This window comes from Thalassotalea ganghwensis (assembly GCF_053485795.1).
In genome coordinates, this window is sequence record NZ_JBQRUM010000018.1 from 19600 (window position 1) to 42657 (window position 23058).

At 39.1% G+C, this 23058-nt stretch carries 20 protein-coding genes; 13 read left to right on the forward strand and 7 right to left on the reverse strand.

What is annotated here, in order from left to right; all coding sequences use genetic code 11:
• The first annotated feature begins 1 nt into the window (after position 1).
• The 5 genes from ACSLUH_RS15935 (at position 2) to ACSLUH_RS15955 (ending at position 4894) form a co-directional block, all read left to right on the forward strand.
• Complete coding sequence (locus ACSLUH_RS15935) at positions 2-886, forward strand: phosphotransferase (RefSeq protein WP_448568788.1); 885 nt, start codon at positions 2-4, stop codon at positions 884-886.
• A 91-nt stretch (positions 887-977) separates the two neighbouring features.
• The gene (locus tag ACSLUH_RS15940) at positions 978-2051 is read left to right on the forward strand and encodes a sensor histidine kinase (protein WP_448568790.1); all 1074 of its coding nucleotides are present in this window, start codon (positions 978-980) and stop codon (positions 2049-2051) included.
• On the forward strand, positions 2048-2872 hold the full coding sequence (locus ACSLUH_RS15945) for a LytR/AlgR family response regulator transcription factor (protein WP_448568792.1): 825 nt from the start codon (positions 2048-2050) through the stop codon (positions 2870-2872). Before ACSLUH_RS15940 ends, ACSLUH_RS15945 begins: the two co-directional genes overlap by 4 nt.
• 77 nt (positions 2873-2949) lie before the next feature.
• Positions 2950-4587, forward strand: a complete 1638-nt coding sequence (locus ACSLUH_RS15950) for a serine hydrolase (RefSeq protein WP_448568794.1) — start codon at positions 2950-2952, stop codon at positions 4585-4587.
• 97 nt (positions 4588-4684) lie between these two features.
• Complete coding sequence (locus ACSLUH_RS15955) at positions 4685-4894, forward strand: GDCCVxC domain-containing (seleno)protein (protein ID WP_448568796.1); 210 nt, start codon at positions 4685-4687, stop codon at positions 4892-4894.
• Here ACSLUH_RS15955 and ACSLUH_RS15960 read toward each other — a convergent pair.
• From ACSLUH_RS15960 to ACSLUH_RS15975, 4 genes are all read right to left on the reverse strand, one after another.
• Positions 4891-5403 carry a gamma-glutamylcyclotransferase family protein gene (locus tag ACSLUH_RS15960; RefSeq protein WP_448568798.1) on the reverse strand — a complete coding sequence of 171 codons (513 nt, stop codon included), beginning with the start codon at positions 5401-5403 and terminating at the stop codon, positions 4891-4893. The two genes, ACSLUH_RS15955 and ACSLUH_RS15960, sit on opposite strands and share 4 nt — an antisense overlap.
• 21 nt (positions 5404-5424) lie before the next feature.
• Complete coding sequence (locus tag ACSLUH_RS15965; protein WP_448568799.1) at positions 5425-6432, reverse strand: 6-phosphofructokinase; 1008 nt, start codon at positions 6430-6432, stop codon at positions 5425-5427.
• A 132-nt stretch (positions 6433-6564) separates the two neighbouring features.
• Positions 6565-8007 carry a pyruvate kinase gene (gene pyk / locus ACSLUH_RS15970; protein ID WP_448568801.1) on the reverse strand — a complete coding sequence of 481 codons (1443 nt, stop codon included), beginning with the start codon at positions 8005-8007 and terminating at the stop codon, positions 6565-6567.
• A gap of 42 nt (positions 8008-8049) precedes the next feature.
• A complete protein-coding gene (locus ACSLUH_RS15975; protein ID WP_448568803.1) occupies positions 8050-8898 on the reverse strand; it encodes a MurR/RpiR family transcriptional regulator in 849 nt (282 codons plus the stop codon).
• Positions 8899-9199: 301 nt separating this feature from the next.
• Between ACSLUH_RS15975 and zwf the strand changes: the two genes are divergently transcribed.
• Genes zwf through ACSLUH_RS16000 form a run of 5 tightly spaced genes read left to right on the forward strand, consistent with a single transcriptional unit; the run spans position 9200 to position 14834 of the window.
• Entirely contained in the window at positions 9200-10669 is a 1470-nt protein-coding gene (gene zwf / locus ACSLUH_RS15980; protein ID WP_448568805.1) for a glucose-6-phosphate dehydrogenase, read from the forward strand.
• The gene (pgl, locus tag ACSLUH_RS15985; protein ID WP_448568807.1) at positions 10669-11361 is read left to right on the forward strand and encodes a 6-phosphogluconolactonase; all 693 of its coding nucleotides are present in this window, start codon (positions 10669-10671) and stop codon (positions 11359-11361) included. Before zwf ends, pgl begins: the two co-directional genes overlap by 1 nt.
• Positions 11362-11363: 2 nt before the next feature.
• Entirely contained in the window at positions 11364-13202 is a 1839-nt protein-coding gene (gene edd / locus ACSLUH_RS15990) for a phosphogluconate dehydratase (RefSeq protein WP_448568912.1), read from the forward strand.
• On the forward strand, positions 13195-14169 hold the full coding sequence (locus tag ACSLUH_RS15995; RefSeq protein ID WP_448568809.1) for a glucokinase: 975 nt from the start codon (positions 13195-13197) through the stop codon (positions 14167-14169). The genes edd and ACSLUH_RS15995 overlap by 8 nt, the downstream gene beginning before the upstream one ends.
• Positions 14166-14834 (forward strand): bifunctional 4-hydroxy-2-oxoglutarate aldolase/2-dehydro-3-deoxy-phosphogluconate aldolase, encoded by a 669-nt coding sequence (locus tag ACSLUH_RS16000; RefSeq protein WP_448568811.1) that lies wholly within the window; start codon positions 14166-14168, stop codon positions 14832-14834. The genes ACSLUH_RS15995 and ACSLUH_RS16000 overlap by 4 nt, the downstream gene beginning before the upstream one ends.
• Before the next feature lie 74 nt (positions 14835-14908).
• Here the strand turns inward: ACSLUH_RS16000 and ACSLUH_RS16005 are convergent, their stop codons facing one another.
• A complete protein-coding gene (locus ACSLUH_RS16005) occupies positions 14909-17206 on the reverse strand; it encodes a S9 family peptidase (protein WP_448568813.1) in 2298 nt (765 codons plus the stop codon).
• A 305-nt stretch (positions 17207-17511) separates the two neighbouring features.
• Positions 17512-18516 (reverse strand): type I glyceraldehyde-3-phosphate dehydrogenase, encoded by a 1005-nt coding sequence (gene gap, locus ACSLUH_RS16010; protein ID WP_448568815.1) that lies wholly within the window; start codon positions 18514-18516, stop codon positions 17512-17514.
• 224 nt (positions 18517-18740) lie between these two features.
• Here gap and gnd point away from each other — a divergent pair, with 224 nt between their 5' ends.
• Positions 18741-20273, forward strand: a complete 1533-nt coding sequence (gene gnd / locus ACSLUH_RS16015; protein ID WP_448568817.1) for an NADP-dependent phosphogluconate dehydrogenase — start codon at positions 18741-18743, stop codon at positions 20271-20273.
• A gap of 4 nt (positions 20274-20277) precedes the next feature.
• Positions 20278-20655 carry a peptide-methionine (R)-S-oxide reductase MsrB gene (gene msrB, locus ACSLUH_RS16020; protein ID WP_448568819.1) on the forward strand — a complete coding sequence of 126 codons (378 nt, stop codon included), beginning with the start codon at positions 20278-20280 and terminating at the stop codon, positions 20653-20655.
• Here the strand turns inward: msrB and ACSLUH_RS16025 are convergent.
• Positions 20645-21448, reverse strand: coding sequence for a DUF2989 domain-containing protein (locus ACSLUH_RS16025; RefSeq protein ID WP_448568821.1), 804 nt, complete (start codon positions 21446-21448; stop codon positions 20645-20647). The two genes, msrB and ACSLUH_RS16025, sit on opposite strands and share 11 nt — an antisense overlap.
• Positions 21449-21601: 153 nt before the next feature.
• Here ACSLUH_RS16025 and ACSLUH_RS16030 point away from each other — a divergent pair, with 153 nt between their 5' ends.
• Positions 21602-23050: a glyceraldehyde-3-phosphate dehydrogenase gene (locus ACSLUH_RS16030; RefSeq protein ID WP_448568823.1), complete on the forward strand. Its 1449-nt coding sequence runs from the start codon at positions 21602-21604 to the stop codon at positions 23048-23050.
• Positions 23051-23058: the final 8 nt, after the last annotated feature.

Sequence of the window (23058 nt, forward strand, 5' to 3'; positions counted from 1 at the left end):
TATGAGTAAAAATGCCAGTCATCACCCGTTGCTGAAACATCCTTTTTTTGCATCACATCCAGATGTCATTATTGAAACGATAGAACAAGGGCTAAGTCATCATTGCGTTAAAGTGACAGTAGCGAGTAAGGCTTACTTTGTTAAACAATATAGCGATCGTAGCCCTAAGCAACTAGCGCGTGAGCATTTTTATCAAAAGCATGCCAGCGACCATGGCCTAGCTCCTAAACCCGTTTATGCAGATCAACACGTTATTATTAGTGAGTTTATAGACGGTATTACGTTAGCAAAAAGTGGTTTAGCCATTGAAGATAAAGTCAGCCTTGCACTTGATAGTATCAGGCGCTTTAGTCGGCTATCGTGTGATAACACCGCAATATTAAATGTCAGCAATGTCATTAGCGAACTGCTTGCTCGTCATCAGGCTCTGCCTCTAACCCAGCAGCAGTTACTGTTAAATGCCGTTGAAAACGATATCAACGAAATAAGCAAACTCGCGAGTGATAAAGTGTTAGTTCATGGTGATCTTAATTTTACTAACATACTCGTTGGTGAATCAGCGAACTATTTAGTTGATTATGAACATACTGTCGTTGCTGATATTGAATATGAAGTTGCAATGATGTTAGCGATTAATGGCTTAACAATATCCCACTCGTTATCCTTTTGGCTGGAGGTTATCAGCGCCTATTTTGCACGTTATTCACTTGAAATCTCTGATATCATGGTCACGCGTTACCTTGATTTGTGTTGTATTATCAACGCTTTATGGTTTTATGGTGCTGATGTGGATATTGCTCGTTCAAGGCCAAGAAACGAGACTCGCGATCAAGTAAGGCAGGTTACTTCTTCTTATTATCGTCGATTACTTTCTCATCTTATATGAGATAAACCGTTTATTAGCCGCGATTAGTGGTAGTGCCTTTTAGCAGCTATTACTGCATAATCGAAAAGTAGTAGTTAATTGAGGTTTTTGAGTGAATTGGAAAGCAACGATAGAGAATCGAAATCATTTATTCTGGCTAATGCATTCTGCCGGATGGTTTGGATTTGCATTAGTACATTATCTTGGTTCTTTGCTCCACGATTTACGCGATCTTTTCGTTATTATTATTTTTCTTAACGCATATGCTGGCTGGTTGATCAGTATTCCGCTTCGCTATATTTATCAGAAAGTATGGAATTCATCACCACTAAAAATAGCCTTGGTTGTTTTAATTTCTTCCTATTTAACCGGTGTTGTATGGCAAGTTGTCAAGAATATTAACCTGTGGGAAATTTATAAACACGGTTATCGACCTGAACACCTTATTTATTATTTGAAGAACAGTATATTTTCTTTCTCAATTATGTTGAGTTGGAGTGTGCTTTATTTTGGTACTAAATATTACCAAATGTTGCAGACGGAAAAGCAGAATGTATTGCACGCCAATAGTGTTGCTCACCAAGCGCAGTTGAAAATGTTACGTTATCAACTTAATCCCCATTTTTTGTTTAATACCTTAAACGCCATCTCAACGTTGATTTTAGTTGAAGAGAATAAAACCGCGAACCAAATGGTGACAAAACTTAGCGAATTTTTGCGCTATTCATTAGATAAAGACCCGATGAAGCGCATAACCTTAGAAAGTGAAATTGATGCGTTGCGTTTATATTTAGATATTGAAAAAGTGCGTTTTGAAGAACGATTACAGATCAAATATTTGGTTGATCAAGATTGCGCAAATGCATTAGTACCTAGTATGATTTTACAACCGCTTGCTGAAAATTCAGTAAAATATGCCATAGCAACGCAAGAAGCGGGTGGTACGATAACCTTAACCGTAAAACGTTTCGGCAATGATTTGTTAATTGAACTTGCTGATGACGGGCCGGGTGTAGATTTAAAAGTTGAATCCGTATACCGAGATAAAGGTGTAGGTTTAGCTAATACCAAAGAGCGCCTTCAAGCATTGTATGGTGATAAGTATTCTTTTGTTATTGCCCAAAATGATCCTAAAGGTGTTAAAGTTAATATTAGATTACCGTTTGAGGTTGGAAAATCATCATGACAACTACGCTTTCAACGATTATTGTCGATGACGAGCCTTTGGCGCGCAGGGGCTTAGCCGTTAGACTTGCCGACTATCAAGATATCAATATTGTTACACAATGCAGCAATGGTCGAGAAGCTATCGAAGCGGTTAGGGCGTATCAACCTGATTTAATGTTTCTTGATATTCAAATGCCTGGCCAAAATGGATTTGAAGTGATTCAATCGATTTTGGAGCAAGGCTTAAAGATGCCTATGGTGATTTTTGTCACTGCATTTGATCAATATGCATTGCAAGCATTTGATGTTCATGCACAAGATTACTTACTCAAACCAGCTGATGAAGAACGATTAAATCAAGCACTTGATAAAATTAGAAAAAGCTTACAAAGTGATCAAGACGCGCTTCATAAAAAGAAATTGGTGGACTTGGTCAGTTCGGTCACAGGTAACGATTGCCAAGCAATACTAGATGAACTTGAACAAAATAAACCAATCAGTTTAACCAATTATTCTGACATATTAGCGATAAAAGATGGCGGAGAAGTGACTCGAGTTCCTACCAAAGATATTGTTTGGATCGACGCTGCAGGTGATTATATGTGCGTCCATACCGATGAAAATACGCATATTTTAAGAAAAACAATGAAGCAACTTGAAGATTTGCTGGATCCTAAACTTTTCGTTCGTAGTCATCGCTCTACTATTGTTAATAAACATTATATCGATAAGTTCTGTAGCCAGCTTAATGGTGAATATTACCTTGTGATGAGCAATGGTAAAGAACTGAAAGTTAGCCGAAGTTACAAAGACAAGGTTAAACAAGCGGTTAATGAGTAAGCTAAAATAAACCTCTTAGTGATATAGAAATAATAACAGACACTAACAATCCTCCTTTTCAATTATTGGTGCTTTTAGTGTTCGAACGACTACCAGCTAAAACGACCAATGAAGGAACTTTAACGTTGTATGCTTTTATCTTAAAAAGAATTTCACTTTTTACCTGCAACACCCTTTGCACTATTAGCTTTTCATTAATCAGCTACAATGTTTATGCAGATAAAGTCGACGACTTTATTAACACGAAAATGAACGAACTAAAGATACCTGGCGTTCAGTTAGCGATTGTTAAAAATAACAATATTGAGAAGACGGCGAGTTATGGTATAGCCAATGTTCAAGACAAAATTAATGTAGACAACGATACCGTATTTAATATTGCGTCGATGACTAAAGCATTTACTTGTGTTGCGGTAATGCAATTAGTCGAACAAGGAAAGATAAGTCTTAATACTGCCGTTTCGTTTTATATTGATGACCTACCAGAAAAATGGCAGGACATTACGGTTTATCAAACTTTAACGCATACTTCTGGGTTGCCAGATGTGATGAATGAACGCTTTCAAATGATTGATAGCGCCGGTGAAGAGCAATCATGGCATGCGGTAAAATTAAAACCACTTATGTTCGAGCCAGGCTCTGCATTTCATTATAGTCAAACAAATTATTTGCTCGCCGGTAAAGTTATTGAAAAAGTCAGTGGCCAACGCTACTCAGACTTAATCAGAGGTTCTCAGCTAAAACCTTTAGCTTTGCACAACACTGATGCTGCTGGTTTTGCCCATTTTGAAGGGGTTTATCAGCATCATGCTAGAGATTACCGAATAAAAAATGATGGACTCTTAACCAATGTCTTAACCTATTTTCCTTCGTTTATTCGTGCTGGTGCTGGTATGAGTTCGACCGCTGAAGAGCTTGCAAGATGGAGCATAGCGCTTCAAAAAGGAGAGTTTTTTGAACATCAGTCAAGTCTAGCGACCTTGTGGCAAGAAGCTTCACTTAGCAGCAACCAATGGGCAAAGGAAAATCCAAACATGCACCCTTATGCAATGGGGTGGTATACGGTTAATCGTTCGTTGAACAAGAAAATTGTCACAGCTGGAGGAGGGCAATCTGCGTTAGCAGTTTACCCTAACGACGGACTATCCATCGTATTATTAACTAACCTTGCTGGCGCTCAGCCTGAAAATTTAATGGATGAACTGGCCGAATTTTTTGTAGATGACTTCGGTTTATCACTTAATACTAAACGGCTTAAACATAAGTTAGAACAACAAGGCTATGACAAGGCATTAGATATTGCCAGTGCTATGAAAGTTAACCAAAACGTTGTTCTTGATGCGGTTGAGTTACATCATTTTGCCGAGTTACTGCTTAAGCATGATAAAACAGAGCAAGCCCAAACGATATTTAATCTCAACAATCACTTATTCTCTAAGGTTACTTTAAACCAAGAAGTATTAAGGCAATATGTTGGTAATTATCAGTTAGCAGACTTTGCGATAAAAGTTAGCCAAAACGGGGCGGCACTTTTTATTACTGCGACCGGAGACGCTACTTTACCGATATTTTCTATATCTGAGCAGAGCTTTGCTCTAAAGCACGCTAATGCTTCAATAAATTTTGTCAAAGATGAAAATGGCACTGTAGATGAATTGGTTTTACATTTGAACAACCAAACTTTATCAGGTAAAAAGTCAAATAGAAGGTTGTAGTAAAGAATACTTTTTTTCAGAATATCTATTTAAATAAGTATTGATTTTATCTTTTGCAAATAATCTCCTGCGTCCACCGGTGAGGAAGTTAACTAATATGCTTAATTTATATTCTGTTATTACTTGCCCTCAATGTGGGGCAAAGCAAAAGGAAATGATGCCAACTAACGCCTGCCAGTATTACTATCAATGCACATCATGTCAGCAGCTATTAAAACCTTTGGCTGGAGATTGTTGTGTTTTTTGCTCAGACGGCAGTGTGAAATGCCCGCCAATTCAACAAGGTAACGATTGTTGCAATAGTTAATTTGTATAGATTGTTAGCTCTCTATTTTTTCGTAAGCTGTTTGGGTCTTCGATAGTTTCAATGGCGCGTAAGTCAGTTTGGTAATCGGCTGGCAACTGGTGCTCTTGTGCGCCGACAATGACATGTTGCAAATACCAATCGAAAGGAGATAGCGTGGTATTAATTTGCGTTGCATAATAGGTAAATGCTTTTACACATTGATTTGTGTGTTCGCTGCTATCTTTAACTGCTAAGAGTTCAACCCATTTAATATCATAACCGTTATCAAGTCCTTCGACTTGATCTAAAAGGTACTTTTCTTGCTCGTCTATTTCAAATAGTACGCCATAAATGATGTCTTCGACATTATTCGTCGCATATGCATCACCTTTAGCTGAACCGTCATGGCCTTCTTTGTGAAATTTTAGTTTGTGATGGATTAATTGATAGACGCCGATAGGTTTAGCACTTGCAACTCGTTGTTGAAGCCTCTTCGTTGACATATTTGAACCATAGGCAAAATATTTCATCAATCTTTCTCTGATGGTTAGTTAAACTTGATTTTGATTGCTTACAGACAAAATATTAGTTTGCGCATCGACCAAGTTTTTATTCACTTGTTTATTATGTTTTACCGCATCAATTAAAGGTATTAATTGCATCGCATTATTTAGTTCAGCCACCATGACATTATTCTTGTCATCTATTAATGCTTGCACTGCTGCAACGCCCATTTTTGTGGCAAGAATTCTGTCTTTAGCAACAGGGGAGCCACCTCGTTGGATGTAACCAAGAATACACGCTGTACAGTCTATACCTGTTTGCGCTGTAAGTGCTTTAGCTAATGCTTGTGTACCCTCAGGCCAAAGGTTTTCTGCTATGACAATCAGATAACTGGCGTGACGGTTTTTCTGCACTTTTTCTATATCTTGGCAAAGCTCTTTAAGCCGAGAATCTTGATCCGTACAATCAAAATTTTCAAAAGACAGTATTTGCTCCGCAGCACTCGCAATACCAACATTAAAGGTGATATGCCCACTATGACGGCCCATAAGTTCTACGAGAAACACTCTCTCAAATGCGTCAGCGGTATCGCGAATTTTATCGATTGCTTCAATACCCGTGTTTACCGCTGTCGAAAAACCAATCGTAAAATCAGTATGATCAATATCGTTATCAATAGTCCCGGGAATACCTATTACTTGACCGTTCCAATGTTCAGCAATTTTCAACAACCCCTGGAATGAACCATCACCACCAATAACAATTAACCCGTCTATATCATTGTTTTCGAGGGTAGAAATAACCTGTTTGATGCCTGATTCATGATACATATCCTGACATCTTGCACTTTTTAAAATCGTACCACCTTTACCAATAATGCCGTTAACATCTTCAATGGTGATTTTAATACGTTCGCCGTTAATCAATCCATTGTAACCATGGTAGTAACCGATGACTTCAAGTTGGTAATGGTGTGCGGTTAATACCACCGCTCTAATCGCTGCATTCATGCCAGGTGCATCACCACCACTACAGATTAACGCTATTTTTTTCATGATTTAATCTATCCGTAAGTATGAGATTGAATTTATTGAAAACATTTTATTATTACAATAGATAGTAGCATTTGGAGCAGATTATTTGTGCAAAAAAAAGTAGCTTGCGCTACTTTTTTTAGGAAGGTGTTTTTATTTTTTAGTAACGGTTAAAATTTTAATGGTATTGGTTGCCCCAACGGTTTCCATCATATCCCCGTGAGTAAAAATCACTTTATCTCCGACTGACAAGTTGGCTTTTTCTGTCACAACCGCCATTACTTTTGCCGCTAAATTATCATTGCTGCATTCGGTAGAATCAAAAGCTAGTGGATAGACACCACGATAAATAGCTGTTTTATTTAATGTTTTTTGATGTCTCGACAAAGAGTAAATCGGTAAGCCAGAAGTAATGCGCGACATAATTTTTGAAGTATGCCCTGATTCAGTCAGCGAGATAATCGCCTTTACACCTTCTAGATGATTTGCAGCGTACATTGCCGACATCGCAATCGTTTCACCAATTTCACTAAAGGTTAATTCGATACGATGATTGGAAATATTAACAGAACGATGAGTTTCTGCGCCTAAACACACGGATGCCATTGTCTTAACTGTCTCGACAGGGTATTTTCCAGCGGCTGTTTCTGCAGAAAGCATGACAGCATCAGTACCGTCCAATACAGCGTTAGCAACATCCATGACTTCAGCGCGTGTAGGCATCGGCTGGCTGATCATCGTTTCCATCATTTGGGTTGCGGTAATGACGGCACGGTTTAGCTGACGACTTCTAGCGATAATGTGTTTTTGTTTACCTACTAAAGCAGCATCACCAATCTCTACGCCTAGGTCACCACGGGCCACCATGACAACATCTGATGCGAGAATGATATCATCAAGCACTTTATCGTCATTTACAGCTTCTGCTCGCTCAATTTTTGCGACAAGCCTAGCGTTGCAATTTGCTTCTTGTGCGAGCAATCGAGCTTCTCTCATGTCTGCTGCGTCACGAGGAAAAGACACGGCTAGAAAATCAACGTCTATTTTTGCAGCAAGCTTAATATCTTCTTTATCTTTGTCGGTCAGTGCTGGGGCCGTTAAACCACCGCCTTGGCGATTGATACCCTTGTTATTAGACAAAGGACCACCAACAACTACTTCAGTAAAAACCGCCGTACCGTCAGTGCTTAATACCTTAAGTTGTACACGGCCATCATCTAGCAATAAAATGTCATCTGGTTTTACGTCATTGGGTAACGCTTTATAGTCTATGCCCACTTTTTCTTGGCAACCTTCACCTTTACCAAGGGCAGCATCTAAAATAAATTTATCACCCTCAACAAGGTTAATAGGCCCATCTTTAAAGGTCGAAACTCGTATTTTAGGCCCTTGTAAATCTCCTAAAATACCAACATAAATACCTAATTCACTTGCCAATTCTCTAACTGTATTGGCTCTTTCAATGTGATCTTCTGGTGCACCATGAGAAAAGTTAAGGCGAACTACATTAACACCAGCCGCTAATACTTTTTTTAACGTTTCTCTATCTTGGGTAGCGGGACCTAAGGTGGCAACTATTTTGGTTCTTCTAGGCATTTTTATCCTTACAAATATGTACTTTTCGTTGGTTAATAACTATTACTCTTTTCGTTCAAATCTTGAACTGCGTAAACTATCTTTAACTTTCTTGAGGTTATCTCTAAACTTTGTTCCACGTCTTAACGTAAAACCGGTTGCTAATATATCTATCAAGGTTAGTTGAGCGATACGTGAAGACATTGGCATATATAAGTCGGTATCTTCTGCTACATCGATTGACAGCACAATATTACATTCTTTAGCAAGCGGGGAACCTTCGTATGTGATACCAATGACTGTCGCATCATTCTCTTTCGCTAAACTTGCAACTTCAACTAATGATTTCGTTCTTCCTGTATGAGAAATTAGTACCACTACATCACCTTGTCGACTATTTATAGCACTCATTCTTTGCATTAAGATGTCATCGAAATAAACAACAGGCACATTAAATCGAAAAAACTTATTTTGAGCATCATGGGCGACAACAGCAGAAGCACCTAAACCAAAAAATGAAATTTTATTGGCTTGAGTGAGCAAGTCGACAGAACGATTAATGGTGTTGGTATCTAAACTTTTCCGAGCTAAATCAAGATTTGCCATGGTCGATTCAAAAATCTTTGCAGTGTACTCATCTGCTGTATCATTTTCGTCGACATGACGATTCACATACGGGGTTCCGTTGGCTAAACTTTGTGCAAGGTGTAATTTGAAGTCTGGATAGCCTTTAGTATCTAATCGACGACAAAACCGATTAACAGTAGGCTCACTGATATTAGCTTGCTTAGCTAGAGCGGCTATACTTGAATGTATAACGGTGCTGGGAGAGGCTAGTATAACATCAGCAACTTTTCGCTCAGACTTACTAAAAGTGTCTAGTTCGTTAGTAATTTTTTCTAAAATATTCATATGACATAGCTCTTAGATTTTTTGTTACTGTAATTTATTTTCTATAAGAATAACAGTGAAAATGTAAATTTATTTCATTATTCAGAGCATCGGTTTTAGTTAATTATCACCCTGTAAAAACGGCGGAACATGAATACTTTATTGAGTAGTAACTGCCGTGATAGTTGTTTTTGTTAACTTTAACAGGATTGTTTTGTAATAAAATTACAGATAATGCTTTACTGAACGGACAACAAACGCTAAATTAACCGCTAAATGTAGTTTAGTTTCATTAAAAAACTAAAAGAAGAGAAGTTGTTTTATGGAAAATTTTGATCATCAGGCTGCTAGTGAGATTGTTATATTTGGAGCACTCGGCGATTTGTCTCGACGAAAACTACTACCAGCGCTTTATCAATTAGAGCGTGCAGGGTTATTAAATCCTGAAAGTAGAATTGTCGGTGTAGCTCGACAAGAGCATACCGTTGATGAGTTCATTGATTTCGTAAGAACAAACTTAACAGAGTTTGTAAAAGAAGGCTTAGATGACAATGTTACTGATAAGTTTTATCAACGACTTGTCTATCAGCAACTCGACTTTGTTGATACCGATTCGTATAAAGATTTAGCGCAAACACTAGAAAATGGACACCAAACCCGAGTTTACTATTTTTCAACTCCTCCTGCTATTTATGGTGATATTGGTAAGGGGCTCAATAGCGCGGGATTAATTAGTGAAAACGATAAAGTGGTCATGGAAAAGCCGATTGGTCACTGTTTAGCATCATCAAAAATCATTAATGATCATGTGTCACAATATTTTAAAGAGCAACAGATTTACCGAATCGATCACTATTTAGGTAAAGAAACGGTACTCAATTTATTAGTATTACGTTTTGCTAATTCGTTGCTAACGAATAACTGGGATCGAAACCATATCGACCATGTCCAAATTACAGTTGCTGAAAGTGTAGGTATAGAAGGCCGTTGGGGATTTTATGACGATGCAGGTCAAATGCGAGACATGGTTCAAAACCATTTATTGCAAATATTATCCTTACTGGCAATGGAGCCACCGGCAGATCTTGGAGCAGATAGCATTCGAGATGAAAAATTAAAAGTGATAAAAGCGCTTGTTCCTATCACACGTCAAAATATCAAAGAAAAAACGGTTCGTGGTCAATATACCGATGGATTTTTAGAAGGAAGAGCAGTACCGGGTTATTTAAACGAACCGGATGCAAATGAAAATAGCAATACAGAAACGTTCGTCGCTATCAAAGCTGAAATAGATAACTGGCGTTGGACTGGCGTACCTTTTTATTTGCGCACGGGTAAGCGCATGCCAGCTAAGCATAGTGAAATTGTTATTCAATTTAAAAAACAGCCTCATAATATTTTTAGGGAAAGTTATCTCGACTTGCCTGCTAATAAATTAACCATCCGACTTCAACCGGATGAAGGGGTTGAGTTACAAATGATGAATAAGATCCCGGGTATCGCGTCACAAATGAAAATTCATGAGAATAAGCTCGATTTGAGTTTTTCAAAAGCTTATAAAGATACGCGAGTAGTAGATGCTTATGAAAGACTGATGCTTGAAGTGATTAATGGCAACCAATCACTCTTTGTTCGACGCGATGAAGTTGAGGCGGCATGGAAGTGGGTAGATAGTATTATTGATGCTTGGAAGGAAACTGCTGAAATTCCTAAACCATACCCAGCAGGTTCTTGGGGGCCAGTATCTTCAATTTCTCTAATTGCTCGTGATGATCGACAGTGGGTGGAATAATGTATCAAGTCAATGAATTTTCTCAAAGAAGTGAGCTTGACCAAGCGTTAGCGAAACAAGTTGCAGATATTTTAACTAAGGCTGTTTCTGAACGAGGTAAAGCAAGTATTGCTGTATCGGGTGGTTCAACACCAAAAGGATTTTTTAACGCACTCTCTATGATGGATCTACCCTGGAGCGATATTACCGTAACGCTAGCTGATGAGCGCTGGGTAGAGATGTCTAGCGACGATAGTAATACCAAATTGGTTTTTGAGAACCTACTACAAAATAAAGCAACAAAGGCGAAGTTTTTTCATTTAAAACAGGGCAGTACTTTAAATCAAGAAACATTGGCCGACTTAAATATAGCAGCAAAATCCACAATTTTACCGCTAGATGTATTAATTTTGGGCATGGGTGAAGATGGTCATACTGCTTCGTTATTTCCTTGTAGTGATCATATCGATGAAGCGTTAGCAAAATCAACAGGGCCTTTGCTTAAAGTTGTTCCTAAAACTGCACCATACGAACGCATCACCTTTAGCTATATTTACCTTAAACAAAGTAAACATACATTTTTACATATTAGTGGAGCAGCTAAAAAGACAGTATTAAACCAAGCACTTGCAGGTAATGATGTCAGAGAAATGCCAATACGTGCATTTTTGCAAGATCCAGACTTAACAACGCAAGTGTATTGGGCGGAGTAATGATGAATAAAACAATTAAAGAAATCACTGAGCGTATTATAGCGCGAAGTAAAGACACTAGGGCTGCTTATTTAGCAAAAATAGATGCAGAGAAATCAACCACTGTTCATAGAGCCAGTTTGTCATGCGGCAACCTTGCTCACGGTTTTGCCGCTTGTGGTAAAGAAGATAAAGAAAAGTTACGAGGTATTAATCACTCTGATATCGCTATCGTTTCTGCTTATAATGACATGCTTTCTGCACATCAACCCTATGAAACGTATCCTGCGATCATTAAGCAAGCGGTCAAGGAAACTGGTGGCGTAGCACAATTTGCTGGTGGTGTTCCGGCAATGTGTGATGGCGTGACGCAAGGCCAACCAGGAATGGATCTCAGTTTGATGAGTCGTGATGTTATCGCAATGTCCACGGCAGTCGCTTTATCTCACAACATGTTCGATGGCGCATTAATGCTTGGTATTTGTGACAAAATCGTACCTGGTTTATTGATAGCAAGTATGACTTTTGGTCACTTGCCAACGGTTTTTGTGCCCGCTGGCCCTATGCCTTCTGGAATTCCTAACAAAGAAAAAGCGCGAGTTAGACAACAGTTTGCGAAAGGAGAAGTTGGCAAGGAGGAGCTCTTAGCAGCCGAGTCTGCCTCTTACCATAGTGCTGGTACATGTACATTTTTTGGTACGGCCAACTCTAACCAGTTAGTGGTTGAGGTCATGGGATTGCATCTTCCTGGAGCGTCGTTTGTAGCGCCTAATTCTCCATTAAGAGAGGCGCTCACTAAAGCTGCAGCCAGACAGGTAACCCGTTTAACTCAACAATCAGGTAATTATAAACCGGTCGGTCGGATGATAGATGAACGCTCAATCGTTAATGCGATTGTCGCTTTGCTTGCTACTGGCGGTTCAACCAACTTGACCATGCACATTATTGCGTTTGCAAAAGCCGCAGGCATCATTATTAACTTTCAGGATTTTAATGATTTATCGCAAGCAGTACCGTTAATTACACGTATTTATCCGAATGGCTCTGCCGATATCAACCATTTCCAACAGGCTGGTGGCATGGCGTTATTGTTTAAAGAGCTTCTAGGCGCTGGATTATTGCATGAAGACGTTGAAACTATTTGTGGTAAAGGTTTAAAGCATTATACGCAAACACCGGTGCTAAAAGATGGTGAACTTATCTGGGTAGATGGCGCTTCAACTTCTGGTGATCCAGAGGTTATCGCAACGACACAAAAACCATTCAAAGCTGATGGCGGTTTAAATGTGTTGAAGGGTAACTTAGGTGTGTCAGTGATCAAGACCTCTTCGCTAAGAGAAGGTAGCTTGGTCATTAAAGCACCAGCCGTTGTTTTTGAAGATCAACATGAACTCGAAGCTGCCTTTAAGGCGGGAGAGTTAGAAAAAGACTTTGTTGCTGTCGTTCGTTTTCAGGGACCTAAAGCGCGAGGAATGCCTGAGTTACACAAATTAACACCACCGTTAGGGGTGTTACAAGATAAAGGTTTTAAAGTTGCATTAGTCACTGATGGAAGAATGTCTGGAGCTTCTGGAAAAGTACCAGCGGCAATCCATTTATGTCCAGAGGCGCTTGATGGCGGCATGATAGCTAAAATTCAAAATGGTGACTTAATATCGTTAAACGCGGAAACGGGTGAACTTATTTTACATGTTTCAGATCAAGAACTTGAAAAGCGTACAACGGCACAGTTTGAAGTGAATGGCCATCATCAAGGTAAAGGTCGAGAGTTGTTCGGATTCATGCGTCGAAACTTAAGTTCTGCTAACACTGGTGCATGTTCTTTATTTGATGATTCGGGCGAAGAGACAAACCATGGTTAGTAAGGTAATAAATCTTGTAGCTGATATCGGCGGCACAAACTTAAGAATTGGGCAGGTGACCGAACAAGGTGAAATTGCACTGTTAACGCTTTATGAATGTGCTCATTACGAAAGTTTAGCGGCGATCATTAAAACATTTATTGTTGAAAAGTCGATTGTCGCAGACGAAATTAATGCGTGTTTCGCCATCGCGTGTCCTGTTGATAGTGACGTTATTAAAATGACCAATTTGCCATGGCAATTTTCTAAATCGCAATTAAAAGAAGAACTGGGTTTTAATAAATTATTATTTATCAATGATTATACCGCTATTGCTCATGCTGTGCCTTTGTTAGGTAATGATCAAAAGGTGAAAATTGGTGGCGGGGACGCTATCAGTAATAAACCTATCGCAATTTGTGGCCCAGGAACTGGACTGGGAGTAGCGAGTGTTGTACCTACGGATCATGGGTGGTTGGCATTAGGTGGTGAGGGTGGTCATGTCGATTTTGCGCCATCTTGCGAAGAGGAAATGAAAATACTGCAATACTTATCGACTCAGTATGAGCATGTTTCTTATGAGCAACTTTTGTCAGGACTTGGTATAGAGCAAATCTACAATGCGTTAGCATATATTGATGCTGTCGAGTTACCGAAACTCAGCGCCTCTCAAATATCAAATAAAGCGCTTGAAGAAAGTTGTCACTACTGTCAACGAGCTTTGGCTCAATTTTGCCAAATTTTGGGAAGTTTCGCTGGAAATTTAGCGTTAACTATGGCCAGTTTCGGTGGCGTTTATATCGCCGGTGGTATCGTGCCACGTTTTGTTGAATATTTTAAAAATAGTGAATTTAGAAGTCGTTTTGAGGCAAAAGGGCGCTTTGCGACTTTTAATGCATCAATACCTACCTATGTGATTACAGAATCACAACCAGGTATTTTGGGGGCATCGGCTTATCTTCGCCAACACAATAAAGAGGAATTATGACAGTATCTACTCAATGGCAAGTAGCGCCAAGCGACCTTTTTGCAATGGGACCAATTGTTCCTGTATTAGTGATAAAGCAAGTAGAAGACGCGCTACCTATTGCTGAAGCCTTATTAAAGGCTGATATAAAAGTGTTAGAAGTAACCTTACGAACGCCAGCAGCAATCGATGTTATCGCAAAAATAGCGAAAGAATTACCAGAAGCTGTTGTTGGTGCGGGAACAGTCACAAACCGTGAGTTGTTGCAACGTTCAGCAGACGCTGGAGCAAAGTTTGCGATTAGCCCAGGGTTAACTAAAGATTTATTACTAGCAGGCAAAGAAGGCAACATTGCATTGATTCCTGGGATATCGTCTATTTCTGAACTAATGGATGGTATCGATTTAGGCTACGATCATTTTAAATTCTTTCCTGCAGAAGCGTCTGGAGGTGTAAAAGCAATCTCATCGATTGGCGGTCCTTTTCCCGACGTGAGATTTTGCCCAACAGGCGGCATTAATATTAACAATATTAATGATTACTTAGCGCTTAAAAATGTGATGTGTTGTGGTGGTTCTTGGTTAGTACCTGATGATGTTGTTGCCAATAAATCGTGGTACAAAATTACCGAACTGGCACAGCAAGCATTAGCTCATGTTTCACAAGCACACCAAGTGAGTGCGTAATATTAAGACGAACACTGAACAATTTAATATCTCATTGTTCAGTGTTTTTTTAACGATTAATCCGTCAAGCTTGTCTATTGTTTTATCGTAAATTGATACTCTTTTACCGGCTCAGCACCAAGTAAATGCTCAACAAAATAATCCCATCGTTGACGAATAAAGTAGTCGTTTTTATTTAATACATGATCAGCATTTGGATAGATCATCAAGTCAAAGTCTTTATTCGCTTTGATTAACTTATCGACCAATTGCATGGTTGCTGCTGGATTAACGTTCTCATCGAGTTCACCATGTGCAAGCATTAGTTTCCCTTTAAGTTTTTTCACACTGTCAAGATTTAGGTTGGTTTGCTCGTCCCAATGTTTATCAATAGGGTATCCTAACCACGTTTCATTCCAGCCGGTTTTATCGGTACGAAAATCATGATTACCTGATGCAGCGACACCTACTTTAAAAAAGTCAGCGTGTCTAAACATTGCTTGTGCAGTATCGTATCCACCAGCTGAGAACCCATAAATGCCCACGCGTGAAATGTCTAAATACGAACGAACTTTACTTAAGTCTTTAATCGCTTGTACGTGGTCATCGACTCCACCAGCAAGGTTTTTATATGCGTGTAAATGAAACGCTCGATCACGTTTACTTGTACCTCTACCATCCATTTTTATGACAATAAACCCAAGCTCCGCAAGAGATTGCGCTTGTTGGTAATAAGTCCAAAAAGATTTTGGCGTAAAAAACCCATGAGGACCGGTATAAGTTGCATCAATAACCGGATATTTTTTGTTTGGATCAAAATTAGACGGTTTGTAAAGCAAACCATAAAGCTTAGTTTTACCATCACTAGCTGTTACGGTAAAAGTTTCAGGTGGTTGCCAGCCGGTTGCATATAATTCAGTTACGTCTGGGTTACCTACCGTAGCAATCAAGAGTCCATCTTCGGTACTTCTTACTTTGCTCGTAGGGACAGTTTGAGGAAGCGAAGCAATATCAACAAACGTTGTAAAGTCAGGAGATATTCGCGTGCTATGCTCTAAAGGTTCAGGAGTGAGTAACGTGTGATCGCTACCATCTAAATTTACCCGATATAGATGTCTAAGGTAAGGATCTCTATCTTTGTGAGCGCCAGACGCTTCATAGTAAAGCGTTCTATTTTCTTTATCCAATGCGCGATAAACACGAACATAGCAATCACATTGTGTTATTTGGTTTTTTAGTTTAGTTGTGTTTAAGTCATAAAGGTAATATTGTTGTTTGCCAGAGCGTTGACTTGCCCAAATTACTTCATTGCTTTCTGGTAGCACCCATGCACTTTGAGCCCATGGATCTAAAAACTCCTCAGAGTTTTCTTGAATGAGTAACCTAACTTGCAATGTACTAGGGTTATATTCGTAAAAGCTAACTTGGGTTTTACCGCGGTTATCATTAAAAAAATAAAAACGATTGTTGCTTTCCCACCAACCCCAAATTGGCTCACCATAATACGTTTGCAGTATTTTAGGGCTATTGATCTTAGTTGCCTTTTTAGTAGCTACATCGATGGAAACAAGCTCTCCCTCTGGAATATGCTTATCGCCCGCTAGCGGGTAATAATAGCTAAATAACTTTGGTCTCAACCCTTCATCATGCACCGATTGAATTAAGTGTAACTTGCCAACCTTTTGTCTGTTGAGCCGATGGGTGACGACGGTTTTACTATCTGGCGCCCAATAAACACTCAGTTTAGGTGTGGTACTAGCCCCCTTATTATTGATATGAACCTTGGGGTTTTCATTTTGTACCGCGTAAGGGTAACCTTCAGTTCCGTCAAAGGTGAGCTGTGTTGTTTCTTTGCTACTATTGTCAATTAAGTAGAGGTTCCAATCTTTTACTTGCAATCCATACTTGCCGTCTGGCGAGGAATACTCAGGTAGTTCAGACTGGTTGTCGTCATCGGTTACTTTAATGCAGCTTTGTATATTTCGTTGACAAGAAATACGTTCACCTTTGATGCTAAGGGTAACTTTTTGATTTTTTAGGTCAACTTTTTCAATATTAGGGATGAAGAGCTCATTTTCACTAAGGTTAAAATGTTGGCGAGCGAATAACGGATCAAATAATGGCTCAACAGTTGAGCTTTTTGCCAGATAAAGTGAGTAAACTTTATTGCCTTGTTTATCTTCTTCGCTAAACCAAAAATTACTCGTTTTGTCTATCCATTGCGGCTCAACCGCAAGATTGCGAACGAGCTTGCTAACATTTTTCGGTAGAAACTGCTCTGCACGTTGGTAATCAGCAATAGATACCGTGTTGACTTTAGAACCGTTTTCATGAGTTAGCTGGCATCCAGAAAGTAGTGCAATAGCAATGGCTGCAGACGAAAACCTCACCATATAAATACTCCAATAGGTTATTGAATCTTGCTTGATTGTATAATGTATCCAGTAAAAGTAAACAGATTAACGGTGGATGGCTAATCAAAGACGACGAAAGTAAAAATTTATGAAAGGGGGGGATAGTCAGTAAAACTATTAAAGCAGTTAAGTCGTTATTTTCTTTTACTTAACACAGAAGTAGCTTGCTTTGTGAAGGTAAAAAGACGCATAGTCTTAGATTAAGCTTTTAAGGCATTGTTATCGTCAGGTTTAAAGTAAATAAACCTGACGATAGTTCGGTTTTGCGTATAGGCTAATAAGTACTAATGATTGTTGGCACTGATATAGCTAACTAGATCTAATACTTTGTTTGAATAACCAATTTCATTGTCGTACCAAGAAACAACTTTGACGAATGTATCTGTTAATGCAATACCTGCTCCAGCGTCAAAAACCGAAGTACATGTTTCGCCAATAAAGTCATTAGAGACAACATTGTCTTCTGTATAACCTAAAACACCAGCTAGTTCACCTTGGGAAGCTTCTTTCATTGCCTGACAAATTTCTTCATAGCTCGCTGGGTTTTTAAGATTAACGGTTAAATCAACTACTGAAACATTCGGCGTCGGTACTCGAAATGCCATACCCGTTAACTTGCCGTTTAATTCTGGTATTACTTTACCAACGGCTTTTGCTGCACCCGTTGAAGAAGGGATTATATTTTGTCCAGCACCGCGGCCACCGCGCCAATCTTTTGCAGAGGGGCCATCAACAGTTTTTTGAGTAGCGGTTGTCGCATGAACCGTTGTCATTAACCCGTCTTTAATACCCCACTTATCATTTAGTACCTTTGCAAGCGGTGCTAAACAATTGGTTGTACATGAAGCATTTGATACGATCGCTTCGCCACGGTAGCTTTCATGGTTTACACCGATAACGAACATTGGTGTATCATCTTTCGATGGTGCTGACATCACTACTTTTTTCGCGCCAGCTTCAAGATGCTTACTTGCCGTCTCTTTGGTTAAAAATAAGCCTGTTGATTCAACAACAATATCAACGCCAATTTCATCCCATTTTAAATCACTGGGGTTACGTTCAGCTGTAACACGAACACGTTTACCATTGACGATCAACTCATTACCTTCAACCTCAACTGTGCCATTAAAACGGCCATGAGTTGAGTCATATTTAAGCATATAAGCCATGTAATCAATGTCGATTAGGTCATTTATACCAACAACTTCAATATCGTCTCTTAGTGTCGCAGCTCTAAAGACAAAACGGCCGATGCGACCAAAACCGTTTATACCTACTCTAATTGTCATAACGACTCCATAGATTATCAATATGTAGTAAAATTACATCATTCTAGCCAAAATACAAGTTATATTTGGTAAATTTATTACATTTTGTGCTCTTGTTTACCTTTGTTTGCGTATTATTACCAATAAAAATCGAATTTTTGGCGGATTTAATGCGATATATTGTATTAAAGAGGGAATTGCCGTGATAAAATGCTCACAATTTTTATTGGTATGGATAAACTCAAATGACTCAACCTAACCTCTGTGATATTGGCTTCATTGGTCTTGGCGTCATGGGCAAAAATTTAGTGTTAAATTTGGCTGATAATGGTTACACCATTGCTGCTTTCGATCTTGACAAAGATAAAGTTGATGCAGCTATTGCACAAGATAAGCACGAAAGCCAAAATGAGACTTCAAGAGTTTATGGGTGTTCTTCTTATACCGAGTTACTCTCAAAATTGAAAGCACCTCATTTAATCGTTTTATCTGTTCCTGCCGGTGCGCCTGTAGATCAAGTATGTGAAAGTTTAATCGGCGCAGGTATCCAACCAGATGATATTGTGATTGATACAGGTAATAGTCTGTGGGTTGATACAGTTGCAAGAGAGAAGAAATATCAAAACCAATTTATATTGTTTTCATCAGCGGTGTCTGGCGGTGAAGTTGGTGCTAGGTTTGGCCCAGCGTTAATGCCAAGTGGTTCAGCTTATGCTTGGACTCGCATCAAGCCTATTTGGGAGGCCATTTCTGCCAAAGTGGATCCCTCAACAGGTAAACCAATTGAACGTACGCAGCCAGGGGAAGTGGTTAATAAAGGTGAACCTTGTGCTGCCTATATTGGCCCTGCAGGAGCTGGCCATTATGTTAAGATGGTGCATAACGGTATCGAATATGCTGATATGCAGATTATTTGTGAAGCTTATCATGTACTAAGAGATGGTATTGGATTATCTACAGATGAAATAGCTGATATTTTTGCATCTTGGAATAACGGACCATTGGATAGTTATTTGATGGAAATATCGGTAGACGTATTACGGCACAAAGTTGATGTAGATGGTCAGTCTATTCCAATTGTTGATATTATTTTAGATAAAGCGGGTCAAAAGGGTACCGGCCTTTGGACGGCAATGAGTAGCTTAGAGTTAGGCACTCCGGCTCCAACTATTGCTCAGGCGGTGTATGCGCGTTCAATGTCATCGATGAAAACACTTCGTGTTCAAGGTGCACAACTATTACAAGGACCAGAACCCAATCAGTTAGATGATTCTGAAAAAGCCGAGTTTATTGCTAACTTACATGATGCTGTATATTGCGCAAAAATTTGTGCTTATGCACAAGGTTTTCAGTTAATGAAAGATGCTGAGAAAGAACATGGTTGGAAGTTGAACTTTGCAAGTATTGCAAAGATTTGGCGCGCTGGTTGTATAATTCGAGCAGTCTTTTTACAGTCGATTACAGAAGCATTTGGTCGTCAACCTGATTTAGATAATTTGTTATTAGATCCCTTTTTTATAGAACAGTTAAATAAACACCAAACTAACTGGCGACGCGCGATCGCCGATATCGCTTTACTTGGTATTCCAACGGGAGCGCTTTCTTCATCATTGGCGTATTATGATTCGATGCGAAGTAATGTATTACCTGCTAACCTATTACAAGGGCAACGTGATTATTTTGGAGCGCATACCTTTGAACGAACGGACAGACCATTAGGTAAAAAATTTCATGTTGAGTGGGCGAGCAGTGACAAGAATTTAATCGATTTGGGGTAGTGAATTGAGCCAAGATCCTTACAAAGATAAACTTTCGGAAGAAGCATTTAAAGTGTGTCGTCTGGCTGCGACAGAACGACCTTTTACTGGCAAATATAACGATCATTGGTTAACAGGCACTTATTATTGTGCCTGCTGTGAACAACCTTTATTTTCTTCTGATACTAAATTCAATGCGGGTTGTGGGTGGCCAAGCTTTTATCAAGCGATTGATGGACAAGTGGCTTATTTACCGGATCATTCACATGGCATGAATCGTATTGAAATACAATGTAAGCATTGTCAATCTCATTTGGGGCATGTTTTTGATGATGGCCCTAAACCTACCTTTAAACGATATTGTGTTAACTCGTTAAGTTTAGACTTTAAAGCTAGGGCTTAGGGGAAGTAAATTTTCCTTCTTTAATATTTGATAACGTTTTTTCTGCGACTTTATTTAAAAAATTCACGTCTAGGTTATACATCTCAACCCCCTTATCCAAGGTGCTCTCGCTAATTTCGGGGTCTTCTGGTCGGTAAAGTTTCGATACTTTTAACCAAATGTAAGCTTGTTGGTATTCTTGTTTATCGAATAAGAGGTTCGCGATAGCTTTAAAAACTTCTTCGTTAATTTTTGTTGCAGGGGTTACCAGCTCTAACGAACGAAATAACAAAGAAATCGTTTTATCTTTATCTCGTTTAGCATAGTAGCTGGCCAGCTCTACTTGTGATTCATGATTATTTAAAGCTTCGGTTCCTTCCATTGCTAAAAGTCTGTCGAGCGCCTGTTTATCGCCATTACGAGACCAGTGATAGTAAGAAAGCCTAGGGTGTTTAGAATACCTCGTTTGTTCAGAAAGTTGTTCAATCTTTACATTAACTTTTAGTAAGTTACTTTGCCGATTAGTTTGTTTGTACTTTAACTCACTGTGTTCAATTAATGATGATTTTGCTAAACAATCCCGATAGTTCTCATAATTTACAAGTAGCTCGAATTTATGCTGTTCGTTCGGCTGTATTTTATTAGCAAGACGCGAGTGAATAACATTAGTTCTTTCTAATCGACACCAAGTGTCTTCACTAAACTCCTGACATAGCTCTGGGTTTTCATTACAAATTGTTGAAAGACTTGTCTTAGCGTCACAACCAATTATAAAAATAAATAACAAGACAAAAGCGCAGTAGGCAGTTCGCATTAAGTTTCCTAAATAATTAAAAATATTTCGATGTAACTGGTGGCGAAATATTCCAGCTTACATTACAATATGCGCCGCATTTCGCTATTCATACTCAAAAAGTGCTATAGAATAGCTTATCGTTCATTTGACTGAAATAAAAAGGTTTACGTAATGACTTCTCATCTAGAGGAACAATATCAAAAGAGTTGGCAAGAGCGCCAAACATTTGCTGAAAACATGCAACCTATTATTGGCCAGCTTTTTAGAAATAAAGGCATTGAGGTTTCAGTATATGGTCGCCCATTAATGACAGCAACTGCGATAGACATTATTAAGGCGCACAAGTCAGTAGCACTACATGAAGAAACCAAGTTACGTTTACGTGAAAGTTTCCCTTTTGTAGAAGCATTAAATAAGATGGATATTGCGCCAGCGCGTATCGATGTTGGTAAGTTAGCGTATCGTTATTTATTTAAAGGCGCTGCCAATGGCCTTTCAATTGAACAATATTTAGAAAAAGAATTAGCTGAAATCGGTAAGGCAGCAAATAAAGCTGACCCTCAGGACGTTGTCCTGTATGGTTTCGGACGTATTGGACGTCTATTAGCTCGTTTGTTAATTGAACGTGCTGGTCCAAGCTCAACAATGAATTTAAGAGCTATCGTTATCCGCCCAGGTAAAGAAGGTGATTTAGAAAAGCGCGCAAGTTTATTGCGTCGAGACTCAGTCCATGGCGCTTTTAACGGCAGCATCACTATTGATGAAGAAAATAATGTTATTAAAGCCAATGGTGCGTTTATTCAAGTTATCTACGCTAAATCTCCAGCAGAAATCGATTATACGGAGTATGGAATCAATAATGCATTAGTTGTTGATAACACAGGTATTTGGAGCGACGAAGAAGGCTTAGGACAGCATTTACAGTCTAAAGGCGTTGCGAAAGTATTATTAACAGCGCCAGCTAAGGGTGACATCAAAAATATCGTTTATGGTGTTAACCATGACATGATTTTACCAGAAGATAAGATTGTATCAGCGGCAAGTTGTACGACGAATGCGATTACACCGGTATTAAAAGCGGTTAATGATAAGTTTGGGATTAAAAATGGCCATGTTGAAACGGTTCACTCGTACACTAATGACCAAAACCTTATCGATAACTATCATAAGTCGCCTCGTCGTGGTCGTAGTGCACCATTAAATATGGTTATCACTTCAACAGGTGCTGCTAAAGCTGTGGCGAAAGCATTACCTGAATTAAAAGGCTTGTTAACGGGTAATGCCATTCGCGTGCCAACACCAAATGTTTCAATGGCGATTATGAATCTAAACCTTAAGAAAGGTACAACGACAGAAGAGTTGAATGATTACTTACGTAATATTTCTTTAAACTCTGACTTACAAAACCAAGTTGACTACACAGCGTCAACTGAAATTGTGTCTACTGACCTTGTTGGTTCCCGTTATGCTGGTGTTGTTGATTCACAAGCCACTATAGTAGAAGATGATAGAGCCGTACTTTATGTTTGGTACGATAACGAGTTTGGCTACAGCTGCCAAGTTGTTCGCGTCATGCTTGAAATGGCAGGAATTGTTGTTCCAACATTACCAAAAGTTTAATTTTTACT